Below are 24484 nucleotides of genomic sequence, written 5' to 3'. Positions count from 1 at the left end.
TTTTCGTGGGGCGGCACGCGGCTGCCGCGCACCGCCCCACCCCACGGACTACAGCTTGGACAGCTCGTCCACCAGGTCGTCCAGGCCCAGCGACCCCTGCGACAGCGCGGCCATGTGCCAGGCCTTCGCGTCGAAGGAATCCCCGTGCGCCGCCTGCGCGTTGGCCCGGCCCTGCAGCCACGCCCGCTCGCCCAGCTTGTAGCCGATGGCCTGGCCGGGGATGGACAGGTAGCGGATCAGCTCGCTCTCCACGAAGTCCGCGGGGCGGCTGCTGTGCGCGCCGAAGAACTCCTGCGCCAGCTCAGGCGTCCAGCGCTCGCCCGGGTGGAACGGCGAGTCCGCCGGGATCTCCAGCTCCAGGTGCATGCCGATGTCGACGATGACCCGCGCCGCGCGCATCATCTGCGCGTCCAGGTACCCGATCCGCGTCTCGGCGTCGGTGAGGAAGCCCAGTTCGTCCATGAGCCGCTCCGCGTACAGCGCCCAGCCCTCCGCGTTGGCGGAGACACCGCCGAGCGACGCCTGGTAGCGGGAGAGGTCCTCGGCGACGTGCGCCCACTGCGCGAGCTGCAGATGGTGGCCGGGGACGCCCTCGTGGTACCAGGTGGACAGCAGGTCGTAGACGGGGAAACGGGTCTGGCCCATGGTGGGCAGCCAGGTGCGTCCCGGGCGGGAGAAGTCCTCCGACGGCGGCGTGTAGTAGGGGGCCGCGGCGCCGCCGGGCGGCGCGATGCAGGACTCCACCTTCCGTACCCGCTCGGCGAGTTCGAAGTGGGTGCCGTCGAGCGCCTCGATGGCCTCGTCCATGACGCTCTGCAGCCACTGCCGCACCTCGTCGACGCCCTCGATGTGCCGCCCGTGCTCGTCGAGGTGGGCGAGCGCCACCCACGGCGTCTCGGCGCCGGGCAGGATCTTCTCCGCCTCGATCCGCATCTCGGCGAGCAGCCGGTGGAACTCGCTCCAGCCGTACGCGTACGCCTCGTCGAGGTCGAGGTCCGCACCGTTGTAGTAGCGCGACCACAGCGCGTACCGCTCACGGCCCACCACGTCGGGGGTGCCCTCGATCGCGGGCGCGTACACGTCGCGCATCCAGTCGCGCAGCTCGACCGTCGCGGCGTCCGCCGCCTGCGCCACCTCGGTCAGTTCGGTGCGCAGCGCCTCGGGGCCGTCCGCGGCGAACTGCCCGAACCAGCCCTCCCACTCGGTGAGTTGACCGATGACCGTCGCCGTCGGACGCGGACCGGCGTACAGCTTGCGCTCCAGGCCGAGCGCCAGCGTCTCGCGGTAGCCGGCGAACGCCTTCGGCACGGCCCGCAGCCGCTCGGTGATCGCCGCCCAGTCCTCGTCGGTGTCGGCCGGGGTGACCGTGAACACGTCCCGCACGCTGTGCACGGGCGAGCTGAGATTGGACACGGCCCGCAGGTGTTCCTCGGCGTCGTGCACGGCCAGTTCGGCGGTCAGGCGCTCGCGCAGCAGCCGGGCGCAGCGCCGCTCGACGTCGCTGTCGGCCCCCGGCGTGCGCTCCGCGTCGGCCAGCCGCGCCAGCGTCCGGCGGGCCAGCTCGGCGACGGCCTCGCTGCCGGCGGGGGAGAGGTCGGGCAGCTTGCTGTGGGACTCACGGACGCCGAGATACGTCCCCTCCACCGGGTCGAGGGCGACGAAGGCGTCGACGTACGCGTCCGCGACCTGCCGGGGCAGCAGGCCGTCGGTGTGCTGGGTGCTCGAGATGTCTGACATGCGGACATCCTCGTACGAGTCAGGGGGCCACGTCATCACCCGGTGGCAGCAGCGGTCCGCACTCCCACTGCTGGAAGATCAGCCGCGTCTCGACGCGTGCCACCTCGTGCCGCGCGGTGAACTCGTCGAGGACGAGCCGCTGCAGGTCCGTCATGTCCCGCACGGCGACGTGCACCAGGTAGTCGTCGGGGCCGGTCAGATGAAACACGGTGCGCGCTTCCGGCAGCGCCCGGATCCGCTCCACGAACGGACCCACCAACTCCCTGCGGTGCGGCCTCACCTGCACCGAGAGCAGCGCCTGAAGGCCCCGGCCCAGCTTGGCCGGGTCGAGCCGCAGCACGTGCCCGAGGATCACGCCCGAGCGGCGCAGCCGGCCGACCCGGTCCAGACAGGTCGAGGCGGCGACGCCGACCCGGTCCGCGAGGTCGCGGTAGGTGATACGGGCGTCGTTCTGCAGCAGCCGCAATATCTCCAGGTCGACCGGATCGAGTACGACGGAATCGGTCATCTGCCGAACGTAGCACGGGAATTACCCGCCCCATCCCGGTCCCTGTTCAGACTTTCGGCATGGACATCAATGAGGACGTGACGTATCCCCGGAGCCACCCTCGCCCCCGGGCCCTCGCCACCGAAGCCGTGCACGCGGGCCGCGACGACCTCGCCGCCCTCGGTCTGCACGCCCCGCCGATCGACCTGTCCACCACGTACCCGTCCGCGGACAGCCGCGCGGAGGCGGCCAGGATCGACGCGTTCGCCGCCGACGGCGTCCTCGACGACGGACCGCCCGTCTACGGCCGACTCGGCAACCCCACCGTCGCCCGCTTCGAGACGGCGCTCGCCCGTCTCGAGGACACGGACGCGGCCGTGGCGTTCGCGAGCGGCATGGCGGCGCTGACCGCGGTGCTCCTCGTACGCCTGACCGCGGGCCTGCGTCACGTCGTCGCCGTCCGCCCGCTGTACGGCTGCAGCGACCACCTGCTGACGGCGGGCGCGCTGGGCTCGGAGGTCACCTGGGTCGACCCGGCGGGCATCGCGGACGCGATCCGGCCCGACACCGGCCTGGTGATGGTGGAGTCGCCCGCCAACCCGACGCTCGCCGAGGTCGACCTGCGCGCCGTCGCCCACGCCTGCGGCTCCGTGCCGCTGCTCGTCGACAACACCTTCGCGACTCCCGTGCTCCAACGGCCGGTCGAGAGCGGGGCGCGGCTGGTCCTGCACAGTGCCACGAAGTATCTGGGCGGGCACGGGGACGTGCTCGGCGGGGTCGTGGCGTGCGACGAGGCGTTCGCGCGGGAACTGCGCAAGGTGAGGTTCGCGACCGGGGGCGTGCTGCATCCGCTCGCCGGATACCTGCTGCTGCGCGGCCTGTCCACGCTGCCGGTGCGGGTGCGCGCGGCCTCGGCGAGCGCGGCCGAACTCGCCCGGCGCCTCGCGGGCGACCCGCGCGTCACCCGCGTCCACTACCCGCGCATCGGCGGCGCCATGGTCGCCTTCGAGGTCACCGGGGATCCGCACGCGGTGATCGCCGGGGTGGAACTGATCACCCCGGCGGTCAGCCTCGGCAGCGTCGACTCGCTCATCCAGCATCCGGCCTCGATCAGCCATCGCATCGTGGCCGAGGGCGACCGCCGGGCAGCCGGCGTCAGTGACCGGCTGCTGCGGCTCTCGGTCGGCCTCGAGGACGTGGAGGACCTGTGGGACGACCTGGATCAGGCCCTCGGCTGTGGCACGGCGGCGGCCGAGGTCGAGGCCGCGACCGCGACTGCGACCGCGACCGCGACCGCGGTCAGTGCCGGTCGGCCTGCTCGTACGTCTCCTGCTCGTACGTCTCCTGCTCGTACGTAGCCTGCTCGTACGGAGGTCGCGATGTCGCCGGGGTCGCCTCGAGCCGGGCGGTGATCACGAGCGTGCCCTCCTCGATCTGGTAGTCGAGCGGCAGGCCGAGGGCGCGCATCGCGGCGACCATGCCCGTGTTGGACGCCTGCGTCACCGCGTACACGCTCTCGCAGCCGGCCTCGACCGCCATCGCGACCAGCCGGCCGAGGAGTTCGCCGCCGACGCCGCGGCGCTGCCAGTCGTCCTCGACGAGCAGCGCGATCTCCGTCTCGTCGCCGTCCCACAGCAGATGGCCGAGCGCCACGATCCGGCCGGAGGCGGTGCGGGCCGCGAGGGTGCGGCCGAAACGGGGGCTGAGCAGGTGGTGCAGATAGCGGTCCGCGTCCGCGACCGGCCCGTGGTACCGCATGCTCAACGTGCGCTGCGAGCACCGGTCGTGCATCGCCTTCGCCGCGTCGACGTCCGCGACGTCGGCACGGTGCACCGTGATCTCGTTGCCCTCGGGCAGCGTGAGGACGTCCTGGCCGCGCGGCACCCGCGGGCCGAGCCGGGCGTCGAGCTCCACGAGGGCGCGGGCCCGCGCGAACTCGGTCGGGGTGAACGGCAGATACGGCCGCTCCACCGTGATGACCCCGCCCTCCGGAGTGCGCAGCCGCATCTCGGTCCCGTCGAAGCGGCCCTCGACCGGCCCCGACTCGTCCTGCGCGGCGGCCGTCGCGGGCAACGACCTGATGGTGCAGCGGCCCAGCAACTGGCGCAGCGCCAGCGGCAGTTCGGCCGCGTCCAGGGCGGTGCGGGTGGCCAGGCCCAGGATGCGGGTGGGGGCGTCCACCAGGTCGTGGGCGTCGGCCCGCTCGATCCAGGTGCCGGATCCACCGGCCCCCGCCACCGCCCGGGACAGCTCGGCGGCGGGCAGGTCCCGCGGGGCGCGCAGCAGGAACTCGTCCACGGTGCCCTCGGCCAGCGGGTGCGTCTGCAGGCTGAGGATGTCCACCTCGCGGCGGGCGAGCGCGGTGCACAGCGAGGCGAGCGAACCCGGCTCGTCCCGTACTGTCGTCCGCATCCGCCACAGCGTGCTGCCCGCGGGGTCGGTGTCCGTCGCCGCGTCGCCCTGTCGCCCGGCCGTCGCCTCGTCCTCGTCGTCGGAGGCGGCCGGCCGGGCGCCGGTATCGGAGGTGGGCGGCGCATGGCCGGGGCGGCGTGACCACCACACGTGGAACGCGGCGGTGGCGAGCAGCACCACCGCCGAGACCACGAGCAGCGCGGGCCCGTCCGGGCCGTGCCCGATCATGTTCGCCACCGCGTCCGCCACCGCGACCGCCGTGAACAGGGCGGCGAGCTCCACCAGATCCCTGCGCCAGTGGTGGATCGGGCGGCCGTGCTTCACTCGCGTCACATCAGACATGTCTGGACTCATGCATCCACTGTGAAGGAACGGTGTTGCGTGATCACGAACGGTTTGTGACCGATGGGTAAAGAGTGCTTATGCCGGGTTTGTTCACTCTTTGATCATCAGTGCCTCCGCTCAGGCCGCCGACTTCACCGCCGATGCCGATGCCGATGCCGAGGGCGAGCCCAGGGCGGTGTGCAGGCGGCGGGCCTGTGCCACCAGGCGCGAGGCGCCCTTGCGTGCGGCGACCTCGGCCAGCCCGGCTATGGGCAGGGATATCGCCTGCCCGCTCCCGGTGCGCTCCGCGCAGTCCGCCGCCACCGCGAGCAGATCACCCAGCCCGCGCAGCGCCGACGCGCTCTCCTTGCTCGTGAGCAGCGCGGGCAGCAGCGTCCGCAGCACTCCGAGCACGCTGGCGTACGCGCCCGTCGCCGCCGCCGTCCCCAACGCCTCCGCCAGCCGCGTGGCCTTGACGCCGTCCAGCTCCCACAGCCGCGCGGCCAGCGAACCGAGCAGGGCGCCGTCGAGTTCCCCGCGCGCCGCGAGGGTCAGCAACGCGTCCACACCGGCGAGCCGGTCCTCCGGGTGGCGGGCCGCCAGACCGTAGACCACCGACAGATGGACGGCCTGGCCCGCCGGTCCCTCCGCCTCCGCGAGCATCGGCAGATAGGCGGCCGCGCCCCGCGTCTCGTGCACGACGGCGAAGGAGACGGCGCGCAGCAGCCGCGCCGCCACGATCTCCCGCTGCCCCGGCAGCGTCGCCAGCCACTGGGCGTGCTCCTGTCCGCCGCCGTGAGCGTCCGACCAGTACGGCGTCGCGGTCTCGCGGGAGGCCCAAGCGCGGCCGAGTCGGCGGAAGGGCTCGGGCAACCCCTTCTGCAGGTCGAGCTGTTCGCCCAGATCGACCAGCACGTGAGCGGAGTCGTCCCGCAGGGTCTGCCGCGGCGCCGACCACTGCGGCGCGGTGAGCCAGGCCGCAAGCCGCGCGCCCTCGCGGGTGCCCAGGGCGGCCGCCTCCGCCGCCGCATCACCCGCCCGTCCGCTGCCGCGGTCGACCCGGAGCAGTGCCTGGGCGAAGTCGGCCTCACCGGCCCGGGCTCCTTCGGTGGCGTACACCCGCAACCGTGCCACCAGTTCGTCCGGCTCGATGAAGCCCGAGCTCCACGTCGGTGTCGCCAGCAGCAGGGGCACCGGCTCGGTGCGGATGCGACGGGCCGCCTCCCACAGCCGTACGTCGTGACAGGTGCGCAGCACCGCCTCCTTGTGCCGCCACCCCCGAGGAGACCCCTGCGCGCTCGCGTCGCGCAGCGTCCGCGTCGACACGGCGTCCAGGACCGAGGCCGCGACGACTTCGAGCCCGGACGGGGAGTCCAGGAAGTAGCGCTGGATGAACTGGGGTTGATCCGTCCGGACCCACCAGCACCGGGAGACGGCCGGGACCAGCGCCTCCTTGAGCGCCTCCCGGTCCCGGTACGCATGGCGCACCAGACCGTCGAGGGCCCGTTCGAAGGTGGTGAGGCCACCGCCCGACGCGAGGATCGCGCCGACCTCCTCGGCCAGTTCGGCAGCGCTGTCGGGCGCGGGCGGCACCCGGTACGGCTCCGGCGCGGGCGGCAGCACCTCCTCATGGGGTCCGTCCTCGGCGAGGGAGACGCCGAACACGTCCTGTGCGCGGGTGCGCAGTCCAGGACTCAACTGTTCGGCACAGAGCGCCAGTTGCTCCCTGGCAGCCCGGCCCGCCTCGTCGATGTGGTGGCCTACGAGCTTGAGGGCGCGCTCCTGGACATCGGTGTCGGCATGCCCGAACGCCTCGCCCACGGCGGGCAGCAGCTCGTCGACCGCCGACGGATCACCCTGCACCGTACGGCCCTTGAGGACCTTGCCGAGCAGCACGAGCTGGCCGCGCACCAGCTTCTTCTCCGGGCGGAACAGCACCGCGGCCGACGTCTCGGCCAGCAGCCGCGCGGTCACCTCGCCGTCTCCGGCGAGCGCGCCGAGCACCTTCTGGGCGAACGCCGCGGCCGGGGCCGCTCCGTCCGCGCACAGCGCCGCCCAGTCGGCCGACCGCTCGCGCTCCTCGGCGCGGCTCAGCTCCAGCGCGTCGAGAACCTTCAGGAACACCCGGAGATCGGATACGCGCCCGCCGCGCAACAGCCTCGCGACACATGCGTCGACCAGGACCTCGCGGTCCACGACGCCCTCGGCCGCCAAGGTCGCCAGGCCCCGCGTCCAGCTGTGCGGGCTGTCCGGATCGAACGAATGGAGGCGGCTGCCGATGTCGTCCGTCTCGAACAGCGCGACCGCCAGCTCGGCGGCGTGCGGCTCGATGCGCAGCAGATCGGTCAGCGAACGGTCGTACCTGCGCGTCGAGTTGAGCTGGTCCACCCAGCCCGTGACATACGTCTGCGTCGTCGGCACCGCGCAGCCCGACAGCGCGACGAGCCCCGAGACCAGCGGATACGGGACGGCGCGCGAGGCCGGAAGCGCCGCGAGGCGATGGGCCACATCGGCAAGCCAGGCCGTCTCGCGGTCACCCAGCACATGCAGCAGCACCTCGGCGGGTGCCTGCCGCGACCAGCGCCAGTCGGCTGCGCCGATCCAGGCCGCTGCCGCCGCCGCACCCGTGTGGCACGCGGCACCCGCGACGTGGAGCGCGGGATACGCGCGGGCGGCCGGTGCTCCCCACGGCTCCGCCCGCAGTTCCTTGCGGAGCGCCTTCAGCGCGGGCAGACAGGCCCGGCGCTCCGGGTCCGTCAGCCCGTCGAGGAGATCGGCCAGCTCCGCGAGCCGGCCGGCGCGCACCGCCTCCAGTACGACGTCCCGGCTCATCGCGCCTCCTCCGCCACCGCGACCGTCCAGCCCGTGTCCGCGCCGGGAGCGGCGGCGCCCCTGCGCACCATCCGCACCGCGAGCGCGTGCTTGCAGGGCCCGCGCCCACCTCGATACCTGGCCCACCACATGCACGTACAACTCAGCTTCCCCCCGTCCTCCCGGACGCGGTGCACATGACCGTCGTCCGCCGTGACCGTGCCCAACTCGCCCTGCAGCGCGACCGATCCCGCGCTCACCAGGGCCCGTGCGTCCCGCAGCCGCGGGTTGTGCCGCTCCACCCGGTCCGCGTCGTACGGCAGTTCGCGGTGGAAGTACGCCGCCTCCGCCGTGTCGTAGCCGACGCGCCCCGATGTGCCCAGCCGCACCAGCGCGGCCCGCACCCGCGGCACCGGCAGCCCGGACGACGCGGCCAGATCACCCAGGTCGATCCGCGGCTCCCACGCGAGCAGCACGGATATCAACTCGGCGTCCTGGGCCGCCTCATCGGTGGCGAGGGCCTCCAGCACCCCGCCCTCGCCGGAGAATCCGCGTGCCGCGTCGGGGGACAGGGTCAGCGTGAGCCGCATTCCGGGAAGCACCGCCTCCCAGGCGCTCGCCACCGCGGCGCCGGTTGCCGTCCCCGGGCCGAACACCCGCAGCGCCGTCGCGTGGCGCAGCACGCGCTGCAGCGCCACCAGCCGCTCCGGACCCGGCAGGCACACTGCGCCCGGCACCGCGCGCGTCGTGGGCCGCAGCGTCCGCCCCGCCGGTACCACCCACCGAGGGGCCCGGCCCGAGCCGCGCGGCAGGGCGCGCAGGAACCGCACCGCGTCCGCCGCGGACAGCTCGGCCCGCAGCTCGAAGCCGGACGCGATCACCTGGGCCTCGGCGAAGCCGCGCAGCCAGCGGTCCGGGAGCGGCACCTTCTTCTCCACGACCGGGCCGTCGAGCGTGGTCACCGTCAACTCCTCGGGCCCCACGCGCAGATGCAGCGGATCGTCGGAGCCGATGCGCGAAAGCGCCTCGCGCAGCGGATTGTTGACGTCGACGTTCGTCGTGCCGTGCCGGATCTCGTCGCCGTCGAGGCCATCGGCCAGCACATCAAGCCGTGCGTACACCCCACCGCAGCCCGAGAACGACTCGAAGCGCAGCCGGTCCGTGCTGCCCGTGACGACCGGGTCGAGGGACGCCCGCAGCTGCGGCTGGTAGTAGCGGGCGGCCGCCACGTCGGCGACCGCGAGAAGCCCCGCGGACGCCACCTGTGGCGCCGTCAGGAACCCGGCGAAGAACCGCGGATGGTCCTGCGGCCCGGCGGGGGTCGCACCCCGCGAGGTCTCGAGTCCCAGCTGCCGGGAGCCCGCCGCGGACTCCAGCGCGGAGGGTCGACGATAGGTCACGGCCTGTGTTGATCGCGTCATGGGAAAACCGTAGAGGCGACCACTGACAATCGGCTCTGACCTGCTACTTCGCCTGTTTCGGCGGGAGTTGGCGGCGGCCGCGGACGGTCACGGTCCGCGGCCGCCGCGAGGTCACTGGCCGACGCGGCCCGGCTGCAGCGTCTTCGAGAACAGCACGGCTCCGCCCGCCCCGTTCTCCTCGCGCAGCCGCACCGTCAACTCACCGCTGTGCCCGTCGATCTCGACCTCGCCGAAGTTCGGCGGCAGCTCGGCCGGCGACGCGTTCGCCGTCGTCGGCGCCTTGACGAACACCTGGTCGGGACCGAACGTCCCGTCCAGCGGCACCGCCGGGAAGCCGCCCGCCGCGAGTGGACCCGACACGAACTCCCAGAACGGCGCGAAGTCCTGGAACGCGGCCCGCGACGGCTCGTAGTGCTGCGCCGACGTGTAGTGCACATCGGCCGTCAGCCACAGCGTGCCCGTGATCCGCCGGTGCTTGATGTGCCGCAGCAGCTCGGCGATCTGCAGCTCGCGGCCGAGCGGAGCACCCGGATCGCCCTGCGCGACCGCCTCGAAGTTCGCCGTGCCGTCGGCCACCACGAGCCCGAGCGGCATATCGGCGGCGATCACCTTCCACACCGCGCGCGACCGGGACAACTCCCGCTTGAGCCAGCGCAGTTGCTCGGCACCCAGGATGCCGGTCGTGTCGTCGGGCTGCCGGTTCGGCGAGTTCGCGTCGCGGTACGTGCGCATGTCCAGCACGAACACGTCGAGCAGCGGGCCGTGGTGCACCACCCGGTACACGCGGCCGTCGGCGTCGCCCGGCGGCAGCGTCGAGATCGGGAAGTACTCGCTGAACGCGCGCAGCGAACGGGCCGCCAGCACGTCGATGTTCTTCTCCGTGTACCGGACGTCGTCCAGGATCTGGCCCGGGTACCAGTTGTTGCGCACCTCGTGGTCGTCCCACTGCGTGACGGTGGGGACCTGGGCGTTGAACCGGCGCGCGTTCTCGTCGAGCAGGTTGTAGCGGAACGCTCCCCGGTACTCGGCGAGCGTCTCGGCGACCTTCGACTTCTCCTCGGTCGTCACGTTGCGCCACACCCGGCCGTCCGGGAGCGTCACGCTCGGCAGGATCGGGCCGTCCGCGTAGATGTTGTCCCCGCTGCACAGGAAGAAGTCCGGGTCCAGGCGGCGCATGTCCTCGTAGACGCGGTTGCCGCCGCGGTCGGGGTTGATGCCCCAGCCCTGGCCCGCGATGTCGCCCGACCACAGGAACCGCACGCCGTTGCGACGAGACGCGGGGGAGGTGCGGAACGTACCGGTGACCGGCTCGCTCGTGCGGCGCGGGTCGTCCGGGTCGGCGAGCAGCACGCGGTAGTGGATCTGTTCACCGGCCGGCAGGCCGCGCAGCTGCGTGGTGCCCGTGAAGTCGGTGCCGGGGCCGACCAGCGGACCGTGCCATCTGGTGGCCCGCCGGAACGAGTCGGTGGCGGAGGTCTCGACGACCATCCGGGCGAGCCTGTCCGCCCGCACCCACACCAGACCGGAGTGCGTACTCACATCGCCGACCTGCACTCCCCACGCCGCCCGTGGACGTCCGGACAGGGCGAACGCGGGGGCCGCGAGCCCGGTGGCCGTGGGCAGCGCGAGCGCCGCCGACGCGGCGAGCGAGCCCTTGAGCACGCCACGGCGGCCGGGCGGGGGACTCGGCGGACGGTGGGACATGAGCGCCTCCAGGGACGGTTCCGACGACGGTGCGGTGCCATGGAGTGCGCGGCCCCGCGCAGCCACACCTACTGTTTCACCGCGGCGCGCACACGAACCCCAAGTGAACAACTGCCCCTGCGGTCAACGGTTCCGGGCGCGCGGGCGGCACCGTCCGTGGTCCTAGGGCGTGTCTTCAAACTCCCGTCTGCCTCACGACGCCTGGCACGCACTCTCGCCGCACCGGGCGTAAGGCCAAGTACATCCAGTACGAGGCCTTGCACCCGGCACGCCGAGAGCACGCACCAGACGCCGCAAGGCCGCCCTCCGGGCGACGACGGGAGTTTGAAGACACGCCCTAGGACCCGGGACCGACGCGGGACGGACCGGCGCCCGATGCCCGGGAGATCACCGCCGTCCTAAGGTCGTGGCACGCCGACGAAAGGACCTCCCGTGACCGCATCGCCGCTGTCCACCGCCCACATCCGCATCGCGCGCCCGTCCGCCGACCTGGCCGCCGCCGAGGACTTCTGGACGCGCGGGCTCGGCCTGGACGTGCTCTACCGCGCCGAGGGCGGCACCACTCCCGGCGAGCACGACCTGCTGATGCTGGGCTGGCCCGACGCCGCCTGGCACCTCGAACTCGTCCACGAACAGGCGGCCCCGGTCGCCCCGCGGCCCACCGAGGAGGACCTCCTCGTCGTCTACGTCGACGGGCCCGTCCCCGACGACCTCGTGGCCCGCATCGAGGAGCACGGCGGCAAGCGCGTCCCCTCGCCCAACCCGTACTGGAACGAGTGGGGCGTCACCGTCGAGGACCCCGACGGCTACCGCCTGGTGCTGTGCACGCGCGCGTGGTCCAACTCCTGAGCGGCGCGCGCCAGTAGGCGTATCCCTTCGGTGATGCGGGCGGGCGTCAGGTGCGCGTACCCCAGCACCAGGGGGATCGCGTCGCCCGCCGCGTCGCCTCCGTAGTGCCGCAGCGGACGGACGGCCACCCCACAGGCGGCGAGCTTCCGCAAGAGCGCCTCCTGCGGGCCGTAACGCGCGGGCAGCGTCGCGATGGCGTGCAGGCCGGCCGCGATCCCGGAGACCTCGGTACCGGGAAGGTGCGCCTCCAGAGCGGCCGCCAGGGCGTCCCGCCGCTCCTTGTAGGCACGTTGGCAGCGTCGCAACTGCCGGTCGTAGTCGCCGCGCTCCACGAAGCGGGCCAGCACCGCCTGGTCGAGGGCGGGGTTGCCGAGGTCCATGTACCGCTTGCGTGCCACGATCTCCTCGGTCAGTCCGTCCGGCACCACCAGCCAGCCCAGCCGGAGCCCGGGCGCCAGCGACTTGCTCACCGAGCCCGTGTACGCGACGTGTTCCGGGTCGAGCCCCTGCAGCGCGCCCACCGGCGCCCGGTCGTACCGGAAGTCGCCGTCGTAGTCGTCCTCCACGACGAGGCCGTCCACCTCCCGCGCCCAGTCCAGGAGGTGGGCCCTGCGCGCCGCCGAGTACGCGATGCCCGACGGGAAGTGGTGCGACGGTGTCGTGACCACCGCGCGTACACCCGACCCGCGCAGCGGTTCCATCACCAGCCCCTCGTCGTCCATCGGCAACCGCACCGCCCGCGGCCCCGCTGTCGCGAACAGCTCCTCGTACTGCGGGCTCCCGGGGCTCTCCACGCCGATGCCGTCCTGCCCGCGCGCGTGGAGCACGATGCCGAGGAGGGTCACCGCCTGCGTCACCCCCGAGCAGACGATGATCCGCTCCGGGTCGGCGACCACGCCACGGCGTCGCGCGAGCAGCTCCGCGAGCGCGGTGCGCAGCCGGGGCAGACCACGCGGATCCGGGTACCCCAGGTCCTGGTGCGGCAGTTCGGCCAGCACGCCGCGCTGCGCCGCCGCCCACGCCGCCCGCGGGAACAGCGACAGGTCGGGGCTGCCCGCCACGAAGTCGGCCCGCACACCGGCCGACGGACGCGGAGCCAGATCGCGGACACCGGGAGCCGCGGCCCGCACCGCCGCGCCCACCCAGGTCCCGGCACCGCGCCCGGTGCGCAGATAGCCCTCGGCGGTCAACTGCTCGTACGCCTCGGTGATCAGGCCGCGCGACACACCGAGATCGCCCGCCAGATCCCGGCTCGACGGCAACCGCGTCCCCGGCGCGAGCCGTCCCGCGCGTACCGCGTCCCGCAGCGCCTCCTGAAGCGCACGGCCACGCGCGCGTGCCGGAGCGGAAGCCGCGGGCACCAGCAACTCCCATGCGGCGGAAGGGGGATTCGGCGACGACGTCATACGCAAGGACCCTAATGCGACGCCGTGCGCGACGGCCGCGGATTGGTCCCCGATGGTGCCCCTTCGGTGGACCTCCAACGGGACCACCCCTCCTCCTAGCGTCGATGCCATGAACGCCACCTCCTTCAGAGGCGCCCTGCTCGCCGCACTCGCCTGCGTCCTCGTAGGCGGTTCCTTCACCGCCAACAGCGTCCTGGGCCACTACCCGTACGCGGGCGGCCAGTTCCTGCGTTACGCCCTCGCCTGCGTGCTGCTCCTGCCGCTTGTGGGCCGGGGCGGCACGGCCCCGCTCCGCCGTCTGCCGCCGCGTCTGTGGGGGCGGCTCGCGCTGCTGGCCGCGCTCGGCATGGTCGGCTTCAACCTCGCGGTCCTCGCCGCCGAACGCACGGCGGAACCGGCCGTACCGGGTGTCTTCGTAGGCTGCGCGCCCGTGGTCGTCGCCGTCCTGGTGCCGGCCCTGTCCGGCCGCAGGCCCCGGCGGATCGTCCTCTATGGAGCCCTGCTCGTCGCCGCGGGCGCGTTCACCGTCCAAGGGTGGGGCCGTACGGACGCCGTCGGGATCGCCTTCTCCGTATGCGCACTGGCGGGCGAGGTCGGCTTCGCCGTGCTCGCCGTCCCGGTCCTTGAACCGCTCGGCCCGCGGCTGCTGTCGTGCGTCGTCTGCGCGATCGCCGCACTGGAAGCGGCAGTCGCGGGGATCGCCGTCGACGGCGCGTCCTGGCTGCGGATGCCCGACCCGGCGGAGGGCGCCGCGCTCGTGTGGCAGGCCGTGATCGTCACCGTGATCGGGTTCGTCTGCTGGTACATGGGCATGCAGCGGCTCGGCGCGGAGCGCGCCACGCTCTTCTCCGGGCTCATCCCCGTCGCGGCGGCCTGCACCGCGCCCCTGGTCGGTTCGGGGGCGTACGGCCCCGCCCAGGGCGTCGGCAGCGCGCTCGTGGGCGCCGGGGTCGCCCTGGGCTCAGGGGTGTTCAGCCGACCGTCAGCGCGTCGTGTCCAGGATGACGCGCGCCACGAGAGCCGGGTCGTCGTTCATCGGCACGTGGCCGCAGCCGGGCAGCCTGACCAGCCGGGCACCCGGCAGGACCTGCTTGGCGCGGATGCCCTGCCGACGCACGAGAAGCCGGTCGCGGTTGCCCCACGCGATCGTGACGGGGACCTCCGCGACGTCGTCCTGGAAGAGCACCCGCCGCCCCGCCTCGAGCGTCGGACGGAACCCGGTGGCGTCGCGCAGCGCCAGCGTCTCGGCGACCACCGCCTCCGGTGAGCGCCGCCCGGGCCGCGCGTAGATGGAGCCGGTGAGCGCGGCGCGGCCCGCCGCGGACCGGGACAGCCGCTCGGCCATCGGCAGCGGCAGCGCCCGCGCGCCCTTCCGCATGGCGAGCAGTATCCCGAAGGCGTACCAGCGCTCCGCCTCGCTCCAGAACCCGGCGGGCGACAGTGCGGTGACGGACCGTACGAGCTTCTCGCGGCCCAGCTCGAGGGCGAGCAGCCCACCCAGCGAGTTGCCCGCCACGTGGGGCCGCTCGATCCCGAGGTGGCGGCAGAAGGCGTCCAGGACCGCCGCGACGCTCGTCAGGTCGTAGGCGATTCCGTCCGGCAGGGCGGGGGAGGCGCCGAATCCCGGCAGGTCCACCGCGATGACGTCGCGCTCGCCCGCCAGGATGTGCAGCACCGGCTCCCAGGCCTGCCAGTGATGGCCGATGCCGTGCAGCAGGAGCAACGGCTCGCCGGCGCCCGCGCGTTCGTACGTGAGGCTCACGTCGCGCGGGCCGCCGGGGCTCTCGATGGTGAAGGACGCCTGTGCCGCCATGTCGCTCGCTCCCTGTCCCCGCCACGCGTCGACGGTTCCTTAGACTCCTTGTCAGCAACAATTACCGCCGAGTAGCGTCCAGTTCAAGAGGGCGAGCGAAACCCTGACCGTCCGAGGTCCGTCAATCCATCGCCTGCACCTGCCAGTTGAAGTTCCCGTGCCCGAAGTTCCCGTACAGCGTGAGCCACATCGGCATCATCAGCTCCACACCCCGCGCCGTCTCGATGCCACCGAGGTCCAGCACCCGCTCCCCGGGCCAGCCGAACTCGCCCAGAAGCGCCCGCACCTGCTCCTTGGCCGCCGCGTCGTCGCCACTGAGGAACACCTGGTGCGCACCCGGCGCCGCGGCCGGATCGGTCATCACCCCGAAATTGAGCGTATTGAGCGTCTTGACCACCCGCGCGCGCGGGAACTCCCGCTGCAACTGCTCACCCACGCTGCCGATGTCGTCGAGCGGGGCCAGGCGCATCCCGCCGCCTTCCATGGCCTCCAGCTTGTTCGACGTGTCGATCACGACCTTGCCGTCCAGGTGCTCGGCCCCGGCCGCCTGCAGCGCGGCGAGAGCGACGTGGCCGCCGACGGCCTCGATGATCAGTTCCCCGAACCCGGCCGCGTCCGCGAACGTGCCCGTGCTCGCCCCCGGCCCCGCCTTCTGCGCCCACTCCAACGCCGCGGGGTTGTCCTTCGACCGGGACCCCATCCGCACCTCGTGCCCCAATGAGACCAGCTTCCCCGCAAGTGCCTGTCCCACTACGCCTGTTCCCAGAACCGCGTACCGCACTGGACCCTCCCGACGCGCACCGCCGACTCTCGGCGGTCGCCCGCCCATTGTGCTGGGGGAGGGGGCGATTCCGCCTGGACACCGGTCCGCCGGTCGGTTGGGATGGAACGGTGGCCCCCGACGCGGACCCCGATGCCGAGACCGGCCCCCGGACCCCTCCCCGGTCCGGCGAGCCCGACGCCCTCGAGGTCTTCGAGCAGCACCGCGTCGTCCTGATGGGTGTGGCCTACCGGATGCTCGGCCGCGTCACCGACGCGGAGGACGTGCTCCAGGACGCGTGGCTGCGCTGGTCGGCGGTCGACCGGGCCGCTGTGCGTGAACCCCGCGCCTACTTGGTGCGCATCACCACCCGACTCGCCGTCGACCGCCTGCGCAGGGCCAGGTCCCTGCGCGAGTCCTACGTGGGCCCCTGGCTGCCCGAACCGCTCGTCACCGACTTCGGCCCCACGGTCGCCGACACCGCCGAACGTGCCGTGCTCGCCGACTCCGTGTCGCTCGCCGTCCTCGTCGTCCTCGAGTCGCTGTCACCGCTGGAACGCGCCGTGTTCGTGCTGCGCGAGGCGTTCGGCCTGCCGTTCGCCGAGATCGCCGCCACGCTGGAGCGTGGCGAGCCCGCGGTGCGCCAACTGGCCGCACGCGCGCGTAGGCACATCGACGAGCGGCGTCCCCGCTTCGACGTCGACCCGGTGCAGCAGCGCGCTCTCACGGAGCGGTTCCTCGCCGCCGCGACCGAGGGCGACCTCGACGGACTCATGGCGCTCCTCGCGCCGGACGCGCGCCTGGTCGGCGACGGCGGAGGCAGGGTCAAGGGGCCGCGGCGCGTCATCGAAACCGCCGACAAGGTGGGCCGGTTCGTCGTGGGCGTCGCGGGTCAAGGAGCCGCGGCCGGCCTCGAGTTCCGCCTGGTGGAGCTCAACGGCACCCTCGGCGTGGTCGTCCTCGCCGGGCTCGATCCCCTCGCCGTTTTCCAGCTCGGGGTCTCCGAAGGCACAGTGCAGTACATCTATTTCGTAGGCAATCCGGACAAGTTGGCGACGCTCATGCGGCCGCCTGTCCAGCCGCCCATGTAGGCGCGGCGTCAGGCGCCTTGAGGTGGTTCGCGGCGCCTTGCGAACAGCGCGTGAACGCTCTGCGGCAAGGCCCCTGTGCGGGCGGTAACCGATCGAGGATTGGTCTTGACCAAGCTCGGGGGCGGCCCTACGCTCGCAGAGTTAGTGCAGGAACCTTTAATAAACAAGGGCGCTAAAAAGCCGCCGGGACACGGCTGTTGCGGAGGACAGGGTGGGGACCACGCAGTTGGAAGCGGCGCCGGAGCCGAAGTACTGGCACCTCAAGACCGTGCTCAGCGAGGCGCTCGACTCCGAGTTCGCGGTGGGGGAGATCCTGCCGAACGAGCGCGACCTGGCGGCCCGCTTCGGCGTCGCCCGCGCCACGCTCCGTCAGGCGCTCGAGCAGCTCGAGCTCGAAGGCAGGCTGCAGCGCCGCCGCGGTGTCGGCACCACCGTCGCGCCGCCCCGGATGGGTGTGGCCGTCGCCTCCACCGACCAGGACTGGCCGGGTGCCAGCGGGGACGCGTGGCAGGCCGTCGACTGCGCTCCGGACGTACCGCCCGCCGCGGTCGCCGCGATGCTGGAGACCGGCCCGGGCGAGAGCGTGCACGTGCTGCGCCGTACGCGGGTCTCGCACGGCCAGCCGGTCGCCGCCGAGTTGCTCTACGTCCCCTCGGCCTCGGTGCCTGACCTCACCGGCATAGACGCCCCCGCGGGCGCCGCACGCGCGCGTGCCGTGCTCCGCGAACTCCAGCGCTTCGGCCTGGACGGACAGGACCGCGCGGTCGAACTGGGCTCGGCCCGGGCCGACGACGCGAAGGAACTGGACCGCCTCCCCGGAGCCCCGGTCCTGGTCGTGACGACCCGCTACTTCAGCGAGGGCGTCACCGCAGCGGTGTCCGTGGCCACGTACCGGGCGGACACCTGCCGCCTCACCTTCGGCGACGCGGCAGGCGTGGAGATCCACCACACGCCGCAGACCCAGGCCTCCTGACCCGGCACAAGAAGCAGCCCCGTAGGCACAAGAAGCAGCCCCGTAGGCGTACGACGCTTACGGGGCTGAGTACTTCACGAGGGCGGGGAACTGCACGCGCCCCGTTCAGCGGCGAGCCGTAACGGTTCCCTCCGTGGCGAACAGCTGCTCCTCCACGTGGTCCAGCGCGAGGCGCAACGCCCCGGTCGCCACGGCGGCCTCCCCCAACATGGACAGGGCCACCCGCGGCGGCCGCAGACAGTACCTCTCCAGCTCCCTGCGGAGCGGATCGAGGACCCCGTCGAGCCCCGCCGCCCACCCGCCGACCACGACGAGCTCCGGGTCGAGGGCCAGCGCCAGCGCCGCGACGTCGTGCACGAGCCGCTGGATGAACCGCTCCATCGCGGCACCGGCCCGCTCGTCGCCCTCCCGGGCCAGCGTGAACACCTTCGCCACGGCCTGCTCGTCCAGCGGATGCAGCGGCTCGTCCGTCGTCGACAGCAGCGTCTCGGGCCGCGCCTCACGGCCCAGCAGATGCAGCGCCCCGATCTCCCCGGCGGCGCCCCCGAACCCCCGGTGCAGCCGCCCCCCGATCAGCGCCCCGGCCCCGGGGCTGAGGCCCGCCAGCACGAACACCATGTCGTCGGAGTCGACCCCGGCGCCCTTCCAGTGCTCGGCGACGGCCGCCGTGTTCGCGTCGTTCTCCACCAGCACAGGGCACTTGAAGGAACGCCGCAGCCGCTCACCGAGCGGCAGTCCGGTCCACCCGGGCAGCGCCGTACCGAGACGCACGGTCCCGTCGGCCTCCACGATGCCCGGGCTGCCCACACCGACCGCCCGCAGCGAACTGCGGGCCACGCCCGCCCGGCGCAGCAGATCCGCGACGGTGCCGCGCAGCCGCTCGATGCGCTCCTCCGCGGGAGCGGTCTCGTCGACGTCCTTGGACGCCGCCCCGAGAATCCGCCCGTCGAGCGCGGAGAGCACCGCGGCGACCCGGTGCGGCCCGATCTCCAGGCCGAGCAGATGCCCCGCCTCGGCCCGGAAGCGGAACTTCCGCGCGGGCCGTCCCTGGCGCCGCGCGCCGGGCTCCTCGACGGTGGTCTCCACGACGAGTCCGGCCTCGATGAGTCCCTCGACGACGCCTTCCACGGTCGGCCGCGACAGACCCGTCACCCGGGTGATCTCGGTGAGCGTCGCGAAATCCGTGGAGCGCAGCGCATGCAGCACCACAGCCGAATTGATCCGCCTGAGCAGAGAGGGATCCCCGCCGGTCAGCTGCCCCAACGTCCGTCCTCCCAGCAGTTGCGCGTGTTCGCCGGATGGTACTCGCCGAGGCCGTCACCGGCGAGGGCCGGGTGCACTTCTGTACCGCCGACCGCTCACCCGCGCGAGCGTCGAACCGGAACATAACGGGCCTCAGGCCGGCGCGACGAAACCGGATTCGTACGCGGCGATCACCGCTTGGGTCCGATCGCGGGCCCCGAGCTTGGCGAGCACGGCGCTGACATGGGACTTGACCGTCTCGGTGCCGACCACGAGATCCGTCGCGATCTCCGCGTTCGACAGCCCCCGCGCCATCAGCCGCAGCACCTCCGCCTCCCGCTCGGTCAGCGCGGCCCGCTCCATCGCGGCCCGGGCGGGCGCACTGCCGTACTCGGCGGCCAGCTTGCGCACCGCGGCCGGAAAGAGGAGGGACTCACCGGCCGCGACGAGCCGCACGGCGTGCACGATCTCGGCGGGCCGCGCCCGCTTCAGCAGGAACCCGTCCGCGCCCGCCCGCAGGGCCCCGTACACGTACTCGTCGTTCTCGAAGGTGGTGATGACCACGATCTTCGGCGGACGGTCCACGGTGCGCAGCACCGCGCGCGTGGCCTCGATCCCGTCGAGCAGTGGCATCCGCACGTCCATGGCAACGACGTCGGGACGCAGCTCGCGCACGAGCGGCACGACGGCGGCGCCGTCCGCGGCCTCGCCGACCACGGTGATGTCGGGCTGCGCCTCCAGGACAGCGCGCAGGCCCGCACGGACCAGGGGTTCGTCGTCGACGAGGAGCACGGTTAGCGGCACCCGGCCAGCGTAGATCAGGCGACCGGCAGCTCGACGTGCACCTGCCACTGGTCGCCGAGCGGCCCGCTGCGCGCCCGCCCGCCGAGCAGCGCCGCCCGTTCCCGCATCCCGCGCAGCCCGCTGCCCGTGCCCCCGGTGCCCGAAGCCGCACCGCCGGGCACGTCATTGCGCACGTCAAGACTGAGCTGCCCTTCGGTGACCGTGAGGCAGACCCGGACGGGGACGGTGCCGCAGTGCCGCAGCACGTTCGTGAGCGCCTCCTGAAGGATGCGGTAGCCCTCGCGGGAGACCGGACCCGGCACCGTCTCCAGCGCGCCGGACACCGTCACCTCCACTTTCGCCCCCGACGCCCGCGCCGAGTCGAGCAGCCGGTCCGCGTCCTGCAGCGTGGGCCGGCTGCTCGCCGGCCGTTCCGCCTCCCGCAGGACCACCAGGACCCGCTCCAGGTCCTCCAGAGCGGCCCTGCCGGTCTCCTCGATCGCCTCCAACGCCCGGTCCGTGAACGCCGGATCGCCCGCCGCCCGGGCCGCGCCCGCCTGCACCACGGCCACCGTCAGCGCGTGCCCGATGGAGTCGTGCAGCTCCCGCGCGATGCGATTGCGCTCCAGGAGCTGCTCGGTGCGCTCCTCCAGGGCGGCGAGCCGCTCGGCCGCGGACGGCCCGAGCAGCACGGGCGCGGCCCGCGCCATCACCCACCCCGAACCCACCACCACGTACGCCAGGGCGAGCAGCACGACGGGCACCAGCAGGGCGTACCACCACGCGTGCCCCGGCAGCGGCAGCGACGACACCGTGCCGATCGGCCGTCCCGCTGCCCTGCCGCACAACTCCAGCACCAGCGCCATCAGTTGACCCGTCAGCAGCGCCACGGACAACCCCAGGAACACCCGCAGCACCAGCCACACCGCGGTCCTGCCCCGGTCCCGCCACGACGCCGACGGCTCGACCGAGACCCTGCCCTCCTCGCCGCCGCCCGCCACGCGCGCGTGCCCGCCGGGGAACAGCATCAGCCGCGCCTGCAGCCCCTCCGCCCGCCGGACCGAGGGCACCAGGGCGGCGAGCACGAGCAGCGGCACCGGAACGACGTAGATCGTGATCCAGTCGCGCAGCGACGGCGAGCTGAGCCCCGGATAGATCGCCGCGCACACGAACGCGAGCGCCGCCGCCGACAACAGGTGCAACCAGCGGGTGTACGTGACCGTACGCGTCAGCGGTCGCAGGATGCGGGGCATCAGGGGGCGGGTCGCCAGGGGACGGGTCGCCAGGGGGCGGGGCCTCAGGGGGCGGGGCCTCAGGGGGTGGGGCATGCCGTCATCGTGCCAAACCGTCCGGCCCCGGCGGTTCCCCCTCATGGGGGAGACGCTCTCCACCGGCGGGGGAGGCCCCGCGCACGGCGTGCGAGCCAGGCTGACGTCATGACCAGCATCGACGTCCAGGACCTCACCAAGGAGTACGGCACGAAGCGCGCCGTGGACCGGCTGACCTTCCGGGTCGAGCCCGGCCGCGTCACCGGCTTCCTCGGCCCGAACGGAGCCGGGAAGTCCACCACCCTGCGCCTCGCCCTCGGTCTCCACCGACCCACCTCCGGGAGCGTCCTCATCGGGGGCCGCCCGTATGCGACGTACGACGAACCGCTGCGCCTGGTAGGAGCGTTGCTCGACCCGCAGGCCGCACACGGGGCACGCACGGCACGCGACCACCTCCGGGTGCTCGCCACCGCCAACCGCATTCCCGCGAGCCGCGTCGACGAGGTCCTGGAGCGGACCGGGATCGGTGCGGTGGCCGGGCGGCGCGTGAAGACGTTCTCGCTCGGCATGCGCCAGCGCCTGGGCATCGCGGCGGCCCTGCTCGGAGACCCCGACGTGGTCCTGCTCGACGAGCCGTCCAACGGGCTCGACCCCGAAGGCATCGTGTGGATCCGGGAGTTGATGCGCGACCTCGCGCGCGCGGGACGCACCGTTCTCGTCTCCAGCCACCTCATGAACGAGACCGCGACCTTCGCCGACCACCTCGTCGTCCTCGGCCGGGGCCGTCTCCTCGCCGACACCTCGATGCCGGACTTCATCGCCGCGCACAGCACCCGCAGCGCCCGGGTGCGCACCACGGAGCCCGACCGGCTGCGCGCGGCACTCACGCGCGCGGGCCACACCCTCGCGCCCGCCGACGACGGCCGCTGGTCCGTGGCCGGCGCGACCGCCGCGGACGTGGGCGCCCTCGCCGCGGCCGAGGGCATCCCCGTCCTCGAACTCGCCGACGAACAGGCCTCGTTGGAGCAGGCCTATCTCGCCCTGACCGCGAGCGACACCGAGTTCGCCGCCACCGCCACGCCCCTCCAGGAGGCCTGACCGTGTCCACCACCGTGTCCGCCACCGTGTCCACCACCGCGTCCACCACCGCCGTGCTGCACTCCGAATGGATCAAGATCAGGTCACTGCGCGGCAGCCTCGGTTCGCTGGTCGCGGTCTTCGTGGCCACGGTCGCTGTGACGACCCTGGTGTTCGCCACCGTCGGCCAGGCCGAGGCGGACGGCGGCGACGACCGGCTCCTCGGCGCCTTCTACGCCCTGAACTTCGGCCAGATCGCCGCCCTCGCCTTCGGCGCCACCACCGTGTCGAGCGAGTACCTGAACGGTGCGCTGCGGGTGTCCCTCGCCGCCGTGCCCGACCGGACGCTCTTCTACGCGGCCAAGACGGCGGTCGTCGGAGCCTGCGGCCTCGTCGTCGGCACCGCCACCACCTTCACCGCGTTCCTCGCAGGGCAGGCCTTCATGGGCTCCTCCGCGCTGCGCCTCGGCGACGAGGGCGCCCTGCGCGCCTGCGTCGGCGGTGGTGTCTACCTGGCGCTGATGGCGCTCTTCGCCGCCGGGCTCACGGCCGTACTGCGCAGCGCCGTCGCCGTGTTGAGCATCCTCGTGCCGTTCCTGCTGATCGTCTCGTTCGTCGTCGGCGACCTCGCGGGACCGGCCGCCGACTTCCTGCCCGACCGCGCGGGCCAACAGGTCCTGCGCCAGGACGCGGTGGGCTCCCTCGGCCCCTGGACGGGACTCGCCGTGACCGCGGCGTGGGCCGGGGCCGCCGTCCTCGCGGGCTGGTGGACGGTGCGCCGCAGGGACGCCTGACGCCCGCCCCGGCCCGTTGTCAGTGGCGTCCGCTTCACTGGATCCATGAACCTCGCCGAGCAGCTCGCGACGATCGACCTGCTGTGGTCCCGGCCCTTCCCGGACGACCACGGCGGGTCCGCCGCGGGCTGGGGCGGACCCGGATTCGCCATGGCCGGGCTGACCGAGCAGGGCGGCGCGCGCGACCTGGCCGAGGCCAGGGCGGACGCCGACCGCGACAGCCTGTCCACCGTCCTCACCGAGCGCTGGGGCGAGCCCTACCGGCTCAGCCTGTGGAGCCTGCACACGCGGGCCGTGGAGCACGGCGAGGAGGTGCCCGAGCCGTGGGGCTGGCTCAGCGCCTGCGCCCAGGACCTGCACCTGTGGAGCGTGGGCGAGCGCTGGGTGGCCCTCGCCGTGACCCGGCAGGGCGACGACCGGCCGTACGAGCTGCTCGCCGTGGTCACGGACCTCGCTCCGCCGTAGCGCACCGCACCCACGGCACGCGCGTACGGAACTCCCGTGCCAGTATGGGATCTTGGACCCGATCACCACCGGACGAAGCGATCACGGGAGTGCACATGAGCGACGACAGCGCGCAGCAGCCGAGCGAGCGGATCGCCGGTCACATCGCGCACAACGCCCGTGTGTGGAACTACTGGCTGGGCGGCAAGGACCACTACGAGGTGGACGAACAGGTCGGCGACATGGTCACGTCCATGTACCCGAGCATCGGCGAGGTGGCCCGGGCCGACCGTGCCTTCCTGGGCCGCGCCGTCACGTTCCTCGCGGGGCAGGCGGGCATCCGCCAGTTCCTCGACATCGGCACGGGCCTGCCGACCGTGGAGAACACGCACGAGGTCGCCCAGCGCATCGCCCCCGACGCCCGCGTCGTGTACGTGGACAACGACCCGATCGTGCTCACCCACGCGCGTGCGCTGCTCACCAGCTCCGCCGAGGGCGCCACCAGCTACGTGGACGCGGACGCGCACGACCCGCGGGCGATCGTCGCCGCCGCCTCCGACACCCTCGACTTCACCCGGCCCGTCGCCGTCATGCTGCTGGGCATCCTGAACTTCGTACTCGACACGGACGAGGCCACGGCCATCGTGCGCCGCCTCGTCGACGCGATCCCCTCCGGCAGCTACGTCGTGCTCACCCACCCGACGCTGGAACTGGGCGGGGAGGGCAACGAGGCGGCGATGAAGTTCTGGAACGAGAACGCGACACCGCCGATCACGGCCCGCACCGGCGCCGAGGTGAAGGCGTTCCTCGATGGCCTGGAGATCCTCGAGCCCGGCCTCGTCTCCTGCGCCCGCTGGCGCACCGAAGACACCGAAGAGGGCCCGCTGGTCGCCCAGTTCGGCGTCGTGGCCCGCAAGCCGTAGCCCTAGGGCGTGTCTTCAAAGTGGTTGCAGCCAGAGCAGTGTGGCGGCGAGGGTGATCACGGCTTGGTACGAGGTGGCGGTCTTGTCGTAGCGGGTGGCGATGGCGCGGTAGTGCTTGAGGCGGTTGAAGCAGCGTTCGACTACGTTGCGGCGCCGGTAGGAAGC

General features: G+C 73.2%; 21 protein-coding genes and 1 pseudogene. 9 read left to right on the top strand and 13 right to left on the bottom strand.

What is annotated here, in order from left to right; translation table 11 throughout:
* Positions 1–48: 48 nt before the first annotated feature.
* On the bottom strand, positions 49–1737 hold the full coding sequence (locus tag ACIBUY_RS33890; protein ID WP_365571558.1) for a DUF885 domain-containing protein: 1689 nt from the start codon (positions 1735–1737) through the stop codon (positions 49–51).
* A gap of 19 nt (positions 1738–1756) precedes the next feature.
* A complete protein-coding gene (locus tag ACIBUY_RS33885; protein WP_365571561.1) occupies positions 1757–2245 on the bottom strand; it encodes an Lrp/AsnC family transcriptional regulator in 489 nt (162 codons plus the stop codon).
* 59 nt (positions 2246–2304) lie between these two features.
* Between ACIBUY_RS33885 and ACIBUY_RS33880 the strand changes: the two genes are divergently transcribed.
* Complete coding sequence (locus tag ACIBUY_RS33880) at positions 2305–3582, top strand: trans-sulfuration enzyme family protein (RefSeq protein WP_399154662.1); 1278 nt, start codon at positions 2305–2307, stop codon at positions 3580–3582.
* Here the strand turns inward: ACIBUY_RS33880 and ACIBUY_RS33875 are convergent.
* The 4 genes from ACIBUY_RS33875 to ACIBUY_RS33860 form a co-directional block, all read right to left on the bottom strand.
* The gene (locus ACIBUY_RS33875) at positions 3524–4978 is read right to left on the bottom strand and encodes a GNAT family N-acetyltransferase (RefSeq protein WP_399154661.1); all 1455 of its coding nucleotides are present in this window, start codon (positions 4976–4978) and stop codon (positions 3524–3526) included. The genes ACIBUY_RS33880 and ACIBUY_RS33875 overlap by 59 nt on opposite strands.
* A 120-nt stretch (positions 4979–5098) precedes the next feature.
* Positions 5099–7792 (bottom strand): DUF6493 family protein, encoded by a 2694-nt coding sequence (locus tag ACIBUY_RS33870; RefSeq protein WP_399154660.1) that lies wholly within the window; start codon positions 7790–7792, stop codon positions 5099–5101.
* On the bottom strand, positions 7789–9192 hold the full coding sequence (locus ACIBUY_RS33865; protein WP_365571572.1) for an SWIM zinc finger family protein: 1404 nt from the start codon (positions 9190–9192) through the stop codon (positions 7789–7791). The genes ACIBUY_RS33870 and ACIBUY_RS33865 overlap by 4 nt, the downstream gene beginning before the upstream one ends.
* 111 nt (positions 9193–9303) lie before the next feature.
* Positions 9304–10896 carry an alkaline phosphatase D family protein gene (locus ACIBUY_RS33860; RefSeq protein ID WP_365571575.1) on the bottom strand — a complete coding sequence of 531 codons (1593 nt, stop codon included), beginning with the start codon at positions 10894–10896 and terminating at the stop codon, positions 9304–9306.
* A gap of 432 nt (positions 10897–11328) precedes the next feature.
* Here ACIBUY_RS33860 and ACIBUY_RS33855 point away from each other — a divergent pair, with 432 nt between their 5' ends.
* Positions 11329–11745, top strand: coding sequence for a VOC family protein (locus tag ACIBUY_RS33855; RefSeq protein WP_365571578.1), 417 nt, complete (start codon positions 11329–11331; stop codon positions 11743–11745).
* On the opposite strand, the gene ACIBUY_RS33850 is transcribed toward ACIBUY_RS33855, so the two are convergent.
* Positions 11703–13151, bottom strand: a complete 1449-nt coding sequence (locus tag ACIBUY_RS33850) for a PLP-dependent aminotransferase family protein (RefSeq protein WP_399154659.1) — start codon at positions 13149–13151, stop codon at positions 11703–11705. The genes ACIBUY_RS33855 and ACIBUY_RS33850 overlap by 43 nt on opposite strands.
* 52 nt (positions 13152–13203) lie before the next feature.
* Between ACIBUY_RS33850 and ACIBUY_RS33845 the strand changes: the two are divergent.
* A pseudogene (locus ACIBUY_RS33845) lies at positions 13204–14097 on the top strand (DMT family transporter); the annotation flags it as partial.
* 36 nt (positions 14098–14133) lie between these two features.
* Here ACIBUY_RS33845 and ACIBUY_RS33840 read toward each other — a convergent pair.
* Positions 14134–14964: an alpha/beta fold hydrolase gene (locus tag ACIBUY_RS33840; protein WP_365571583.1), complete on the bottom strand. Its 831-nt coding sequence runs from the start codon at positions 14962–14964 to the stop codon at positions 14134–14136.
* A 121-nt stretch (positions 14965–15085) separates the two neighbouring features.
* The gene (locus ACIBUY_RS33835; protein WP_399154658.1) at positions 15086–15745 is read right to left on the bottom strand and encodes an NADPH-dependent F420 reductase; all 660 of its coding nucleotides are present in this window, start codon (positions 15743–15745) and stop codon (positions 15086–15088) included.
* 110 nt (positions 15746–15855) lie between these two features.
* Here ACIBUY_RS33835 and sigJ point away from each other — a divergent pair, with 110 nt between their 5' ends.
* On the top strand, positions 15856–16815 hold the full coding sequence (gene sigJ / locus ACIBUY_RS33830; RefSeq protein ID WP_399154657.1) for an RNA polymerase sigma factor SigJ: 960 nt from the start codon (positions 15856–15858) through the stop codon (positions 16813–16815).
* A gap of 211 nt (positions 16816–17026) precedes the next feature.
* Positions 17027–17788 carry a GntR family transcriptional regulator gene (locus tag ACIBUY_RS33825; RefSeq protein ID WP_399154656.1) on the top strand — a complete coding sequence of 254 codons (762 nt, stop codon included), beginning with the start codon at positions 17027–17029 and terminating at the stop codon, positions 17786–17788.
* Positions 17789–17893: 105 nt separating this feature from the next.
* Here ACIBUY_RS33825 and ACIBUY_RS33820 read toward each other — a convergent pair whose 3' ends face one another.
* The 3 genes from ACIBUY_RS33820 to ACIBUY_RS33810 form a co-directional block, all read right to left on the bottom strand.
* On the bottom strand, positions 17894–19051 hold the full coding sequence (locus ACIBUY_RS33820; protein WP_365571595.1) for an ROK family transcriptional regulator: 1158 nt from the start codon (positions 19049–19051) through the stop codon (positions 17894–17896).
* A gap of 132 nt (positions 19052–19183) precedes the next feature.
* Positions 19184–19834 (bottom strand): response regulator transcription factor, encoded by a 651-nt coding sequence (locus ACIBUY_RS33815; protein ID WP_365571597.1) that lies wholly within the window; start codon positions 19832–19834, stop codon positions 19184–19186.
* Between the two features lie 14 nt (positions 19835–19848).
* Positions 19849–21066 (bottom strand): histidine kinase, encoded by a 1218-nt coding sequence (locus ACIBUY_RS33810; RefSeq protein WP_365571642.1) that lies wholly within the window; start codon positions 21064–21066, stop codon positions 19849–19851.
* A 183-nt stretch (positions 21067–21249) separates the two neighbouring features.
* On the opposite strand from ACIBUY_RS33810, the gene ACIBUY_RS33805 reads away from it, so the two are divergent.
* From ACIBUY_RS33805 to ACIBUY_RS33790, 4 genes are all read left to right on the top strand, one after another.
* Positions 21250–22179 carry an ABC transporter ATP-binding protein gene (locus ACIBUY_RS33805; protein ID WP_399154655.1) on the top strand — a complete coding sequence of 310 codons (930 nt, stop codon included), beginning with the start codon at positions 21250–21252 and terminating at the stop codon, positions 22177–22179.
* A gap of 2 nt (positions 22180–22181) precedes the next feature.
* Positions 22182–22952, top strand: a complete 771-nt coding sequence (locus ACIBUY_RS33800; RefSeq protein ID WP_399154654.1) for an ABC transporter permease — start codon at positions 22182–22184, stop codon at positions 22950–22952.
* A 45-nt stretch (positions 22953–22997) separates the two neighbouring features.
* Positions 22998–23417, top strand: coding sequence for a hypothetical protein (locus ACIBUY_RS33795; protein WP_365571606.1), 420 nt, complete (start codon positions 22998–23000; stop codon positions 23415–23417).
* Between the two features lie 95 nt (positions 23418–23512).
* Complete coding sequence (locus ACIBUY_RS33790; RefSeq protein WP_399154653.1) at positions 23513–24319, top strand: SAM-dependent methyltransferase; 807 nt, start codon at positions 23513–23515, stop codon at positions 24317–24319.
* A gap of 15 nt (positions 24320–24334) precedes the next feature.
* Here the strand turns inward: ACIBUY_RS33790 and ACIBUY_RS33785 are convergent.
* Positions 24335–24484: transposase (locus ACIBUY_RS33785; RefSeq protein WP_399154758.1), on the bottom strand; the 150-nt coding region annotated here is incomplete at its 5' end.

Source organism: Streptomyces sp. NPDC050085 (assembly GCF_044460595.1).
Lineage (GTDB): Bacteria > Actinomycetota > Actinomycetes > Streptomycetales > Streptomycetaceae > Streptomyces.
The sequence above is the reverse complement of the archived record's forward strand: the minus strand, read 5'-3'. Positions and strand labels throughout refer to the sequence as shown.

Bases quoted from the DNA above. Each gene is read 5' to 3' on its own strand.
- ACIBUY_RS33810 (WP_365571642.1), bottom strand. From the start codon at position 21,066: ATGCCCCGCATCCTGCGACCGCTGACGCGTACGGTCACGTACACCCGC.
- ACIBUY_RS33880 (WP_399154662.1), top strand. From the start codon at position 2,305: ATGGACATCAATGAGGACGTGACGTATCCCCGGAGCCACCCTCGCCCC.
- ACIBUY_RS33875 (WP_399154661.1), bottom strand. From the start codon at position 4,978: ATGTCTGATGTGACGCGAGTGAAGCACGGCCGCCCGATCCACCACTGG.
- ACIBUY_RS33790 (WP_399154653.1), top strand. From the start codon at position 23,513: ATGAGCGACGACAGCGCGCAGCAGCCGAGCGAGCGGATCGCCGGTCAC.
- ACIBUY_RS33890 (WP_365571558.1), bottom strand. From the start codon at position 1,737: ATGTCAGACATCTCGAGCACCCAGCACACCGACGGCCTGCTGCCCCGG.
- ACIBUY_RS33840 (WP_365571583.1), bottom strand. From the start codon at position 14,964: ATGGCGGCACAGGCGTCCTTCACCATCGAGAGCCCCGGCGGCCCGCGC.
- ACIBUY_RS33870 (WP_399154660.1), bottom strand. From the start codon at position 7,792: ATGAGCCGGGACGTCGTACTGGAGGCGGTGCGCGCCGGCCGGCTCGCG.
- ACIBUY_RS33860 (WP_365571575.1), bottom strand. From the start codon at position 10,896: ATGTCCCACCGTCCGCCGAGTCCCCCGCCCGGCCGCCGTGGCGTGCTC.
- ACIBUY_RS33795 (WP_365571606.1), top strand. From the start codon at position 22,998: ATGAACCTCGCCGAGCAGCTCGCGACGATCGACCTGCTGTGGTCCCGG.
- ACIBUY_RS33805 (WP_399154655.1), top strand. From the start codon at position 21,250: ATGACCAGCATCGACGTCCAGGACCTCACCAAGGAGTACGGCACGAAG.
- ACIBUY_RS33865 (WP_365571572.1), bottom strand. From the start codon at position 9,192: ATGACGCGATCAACACAGGCCGTGACCTATCGTCGACCCTCCGCGCTG.
- ACIBUY_RS33885 (WP_365571561.1), bottom strand. From the start codon at position 2,245: ATGACCGATTCCGTCGTACTCGATCCGGTCGACCTGGAGATATTGCGG.
- ACIBUY_RS33850 (WP_399154659.1), bottom strand. From the start codon at position 13,151: ATGACGTCGTCGCCGAATCCCCCTTCCGCCGCATGGGAGTTGCTGGTG.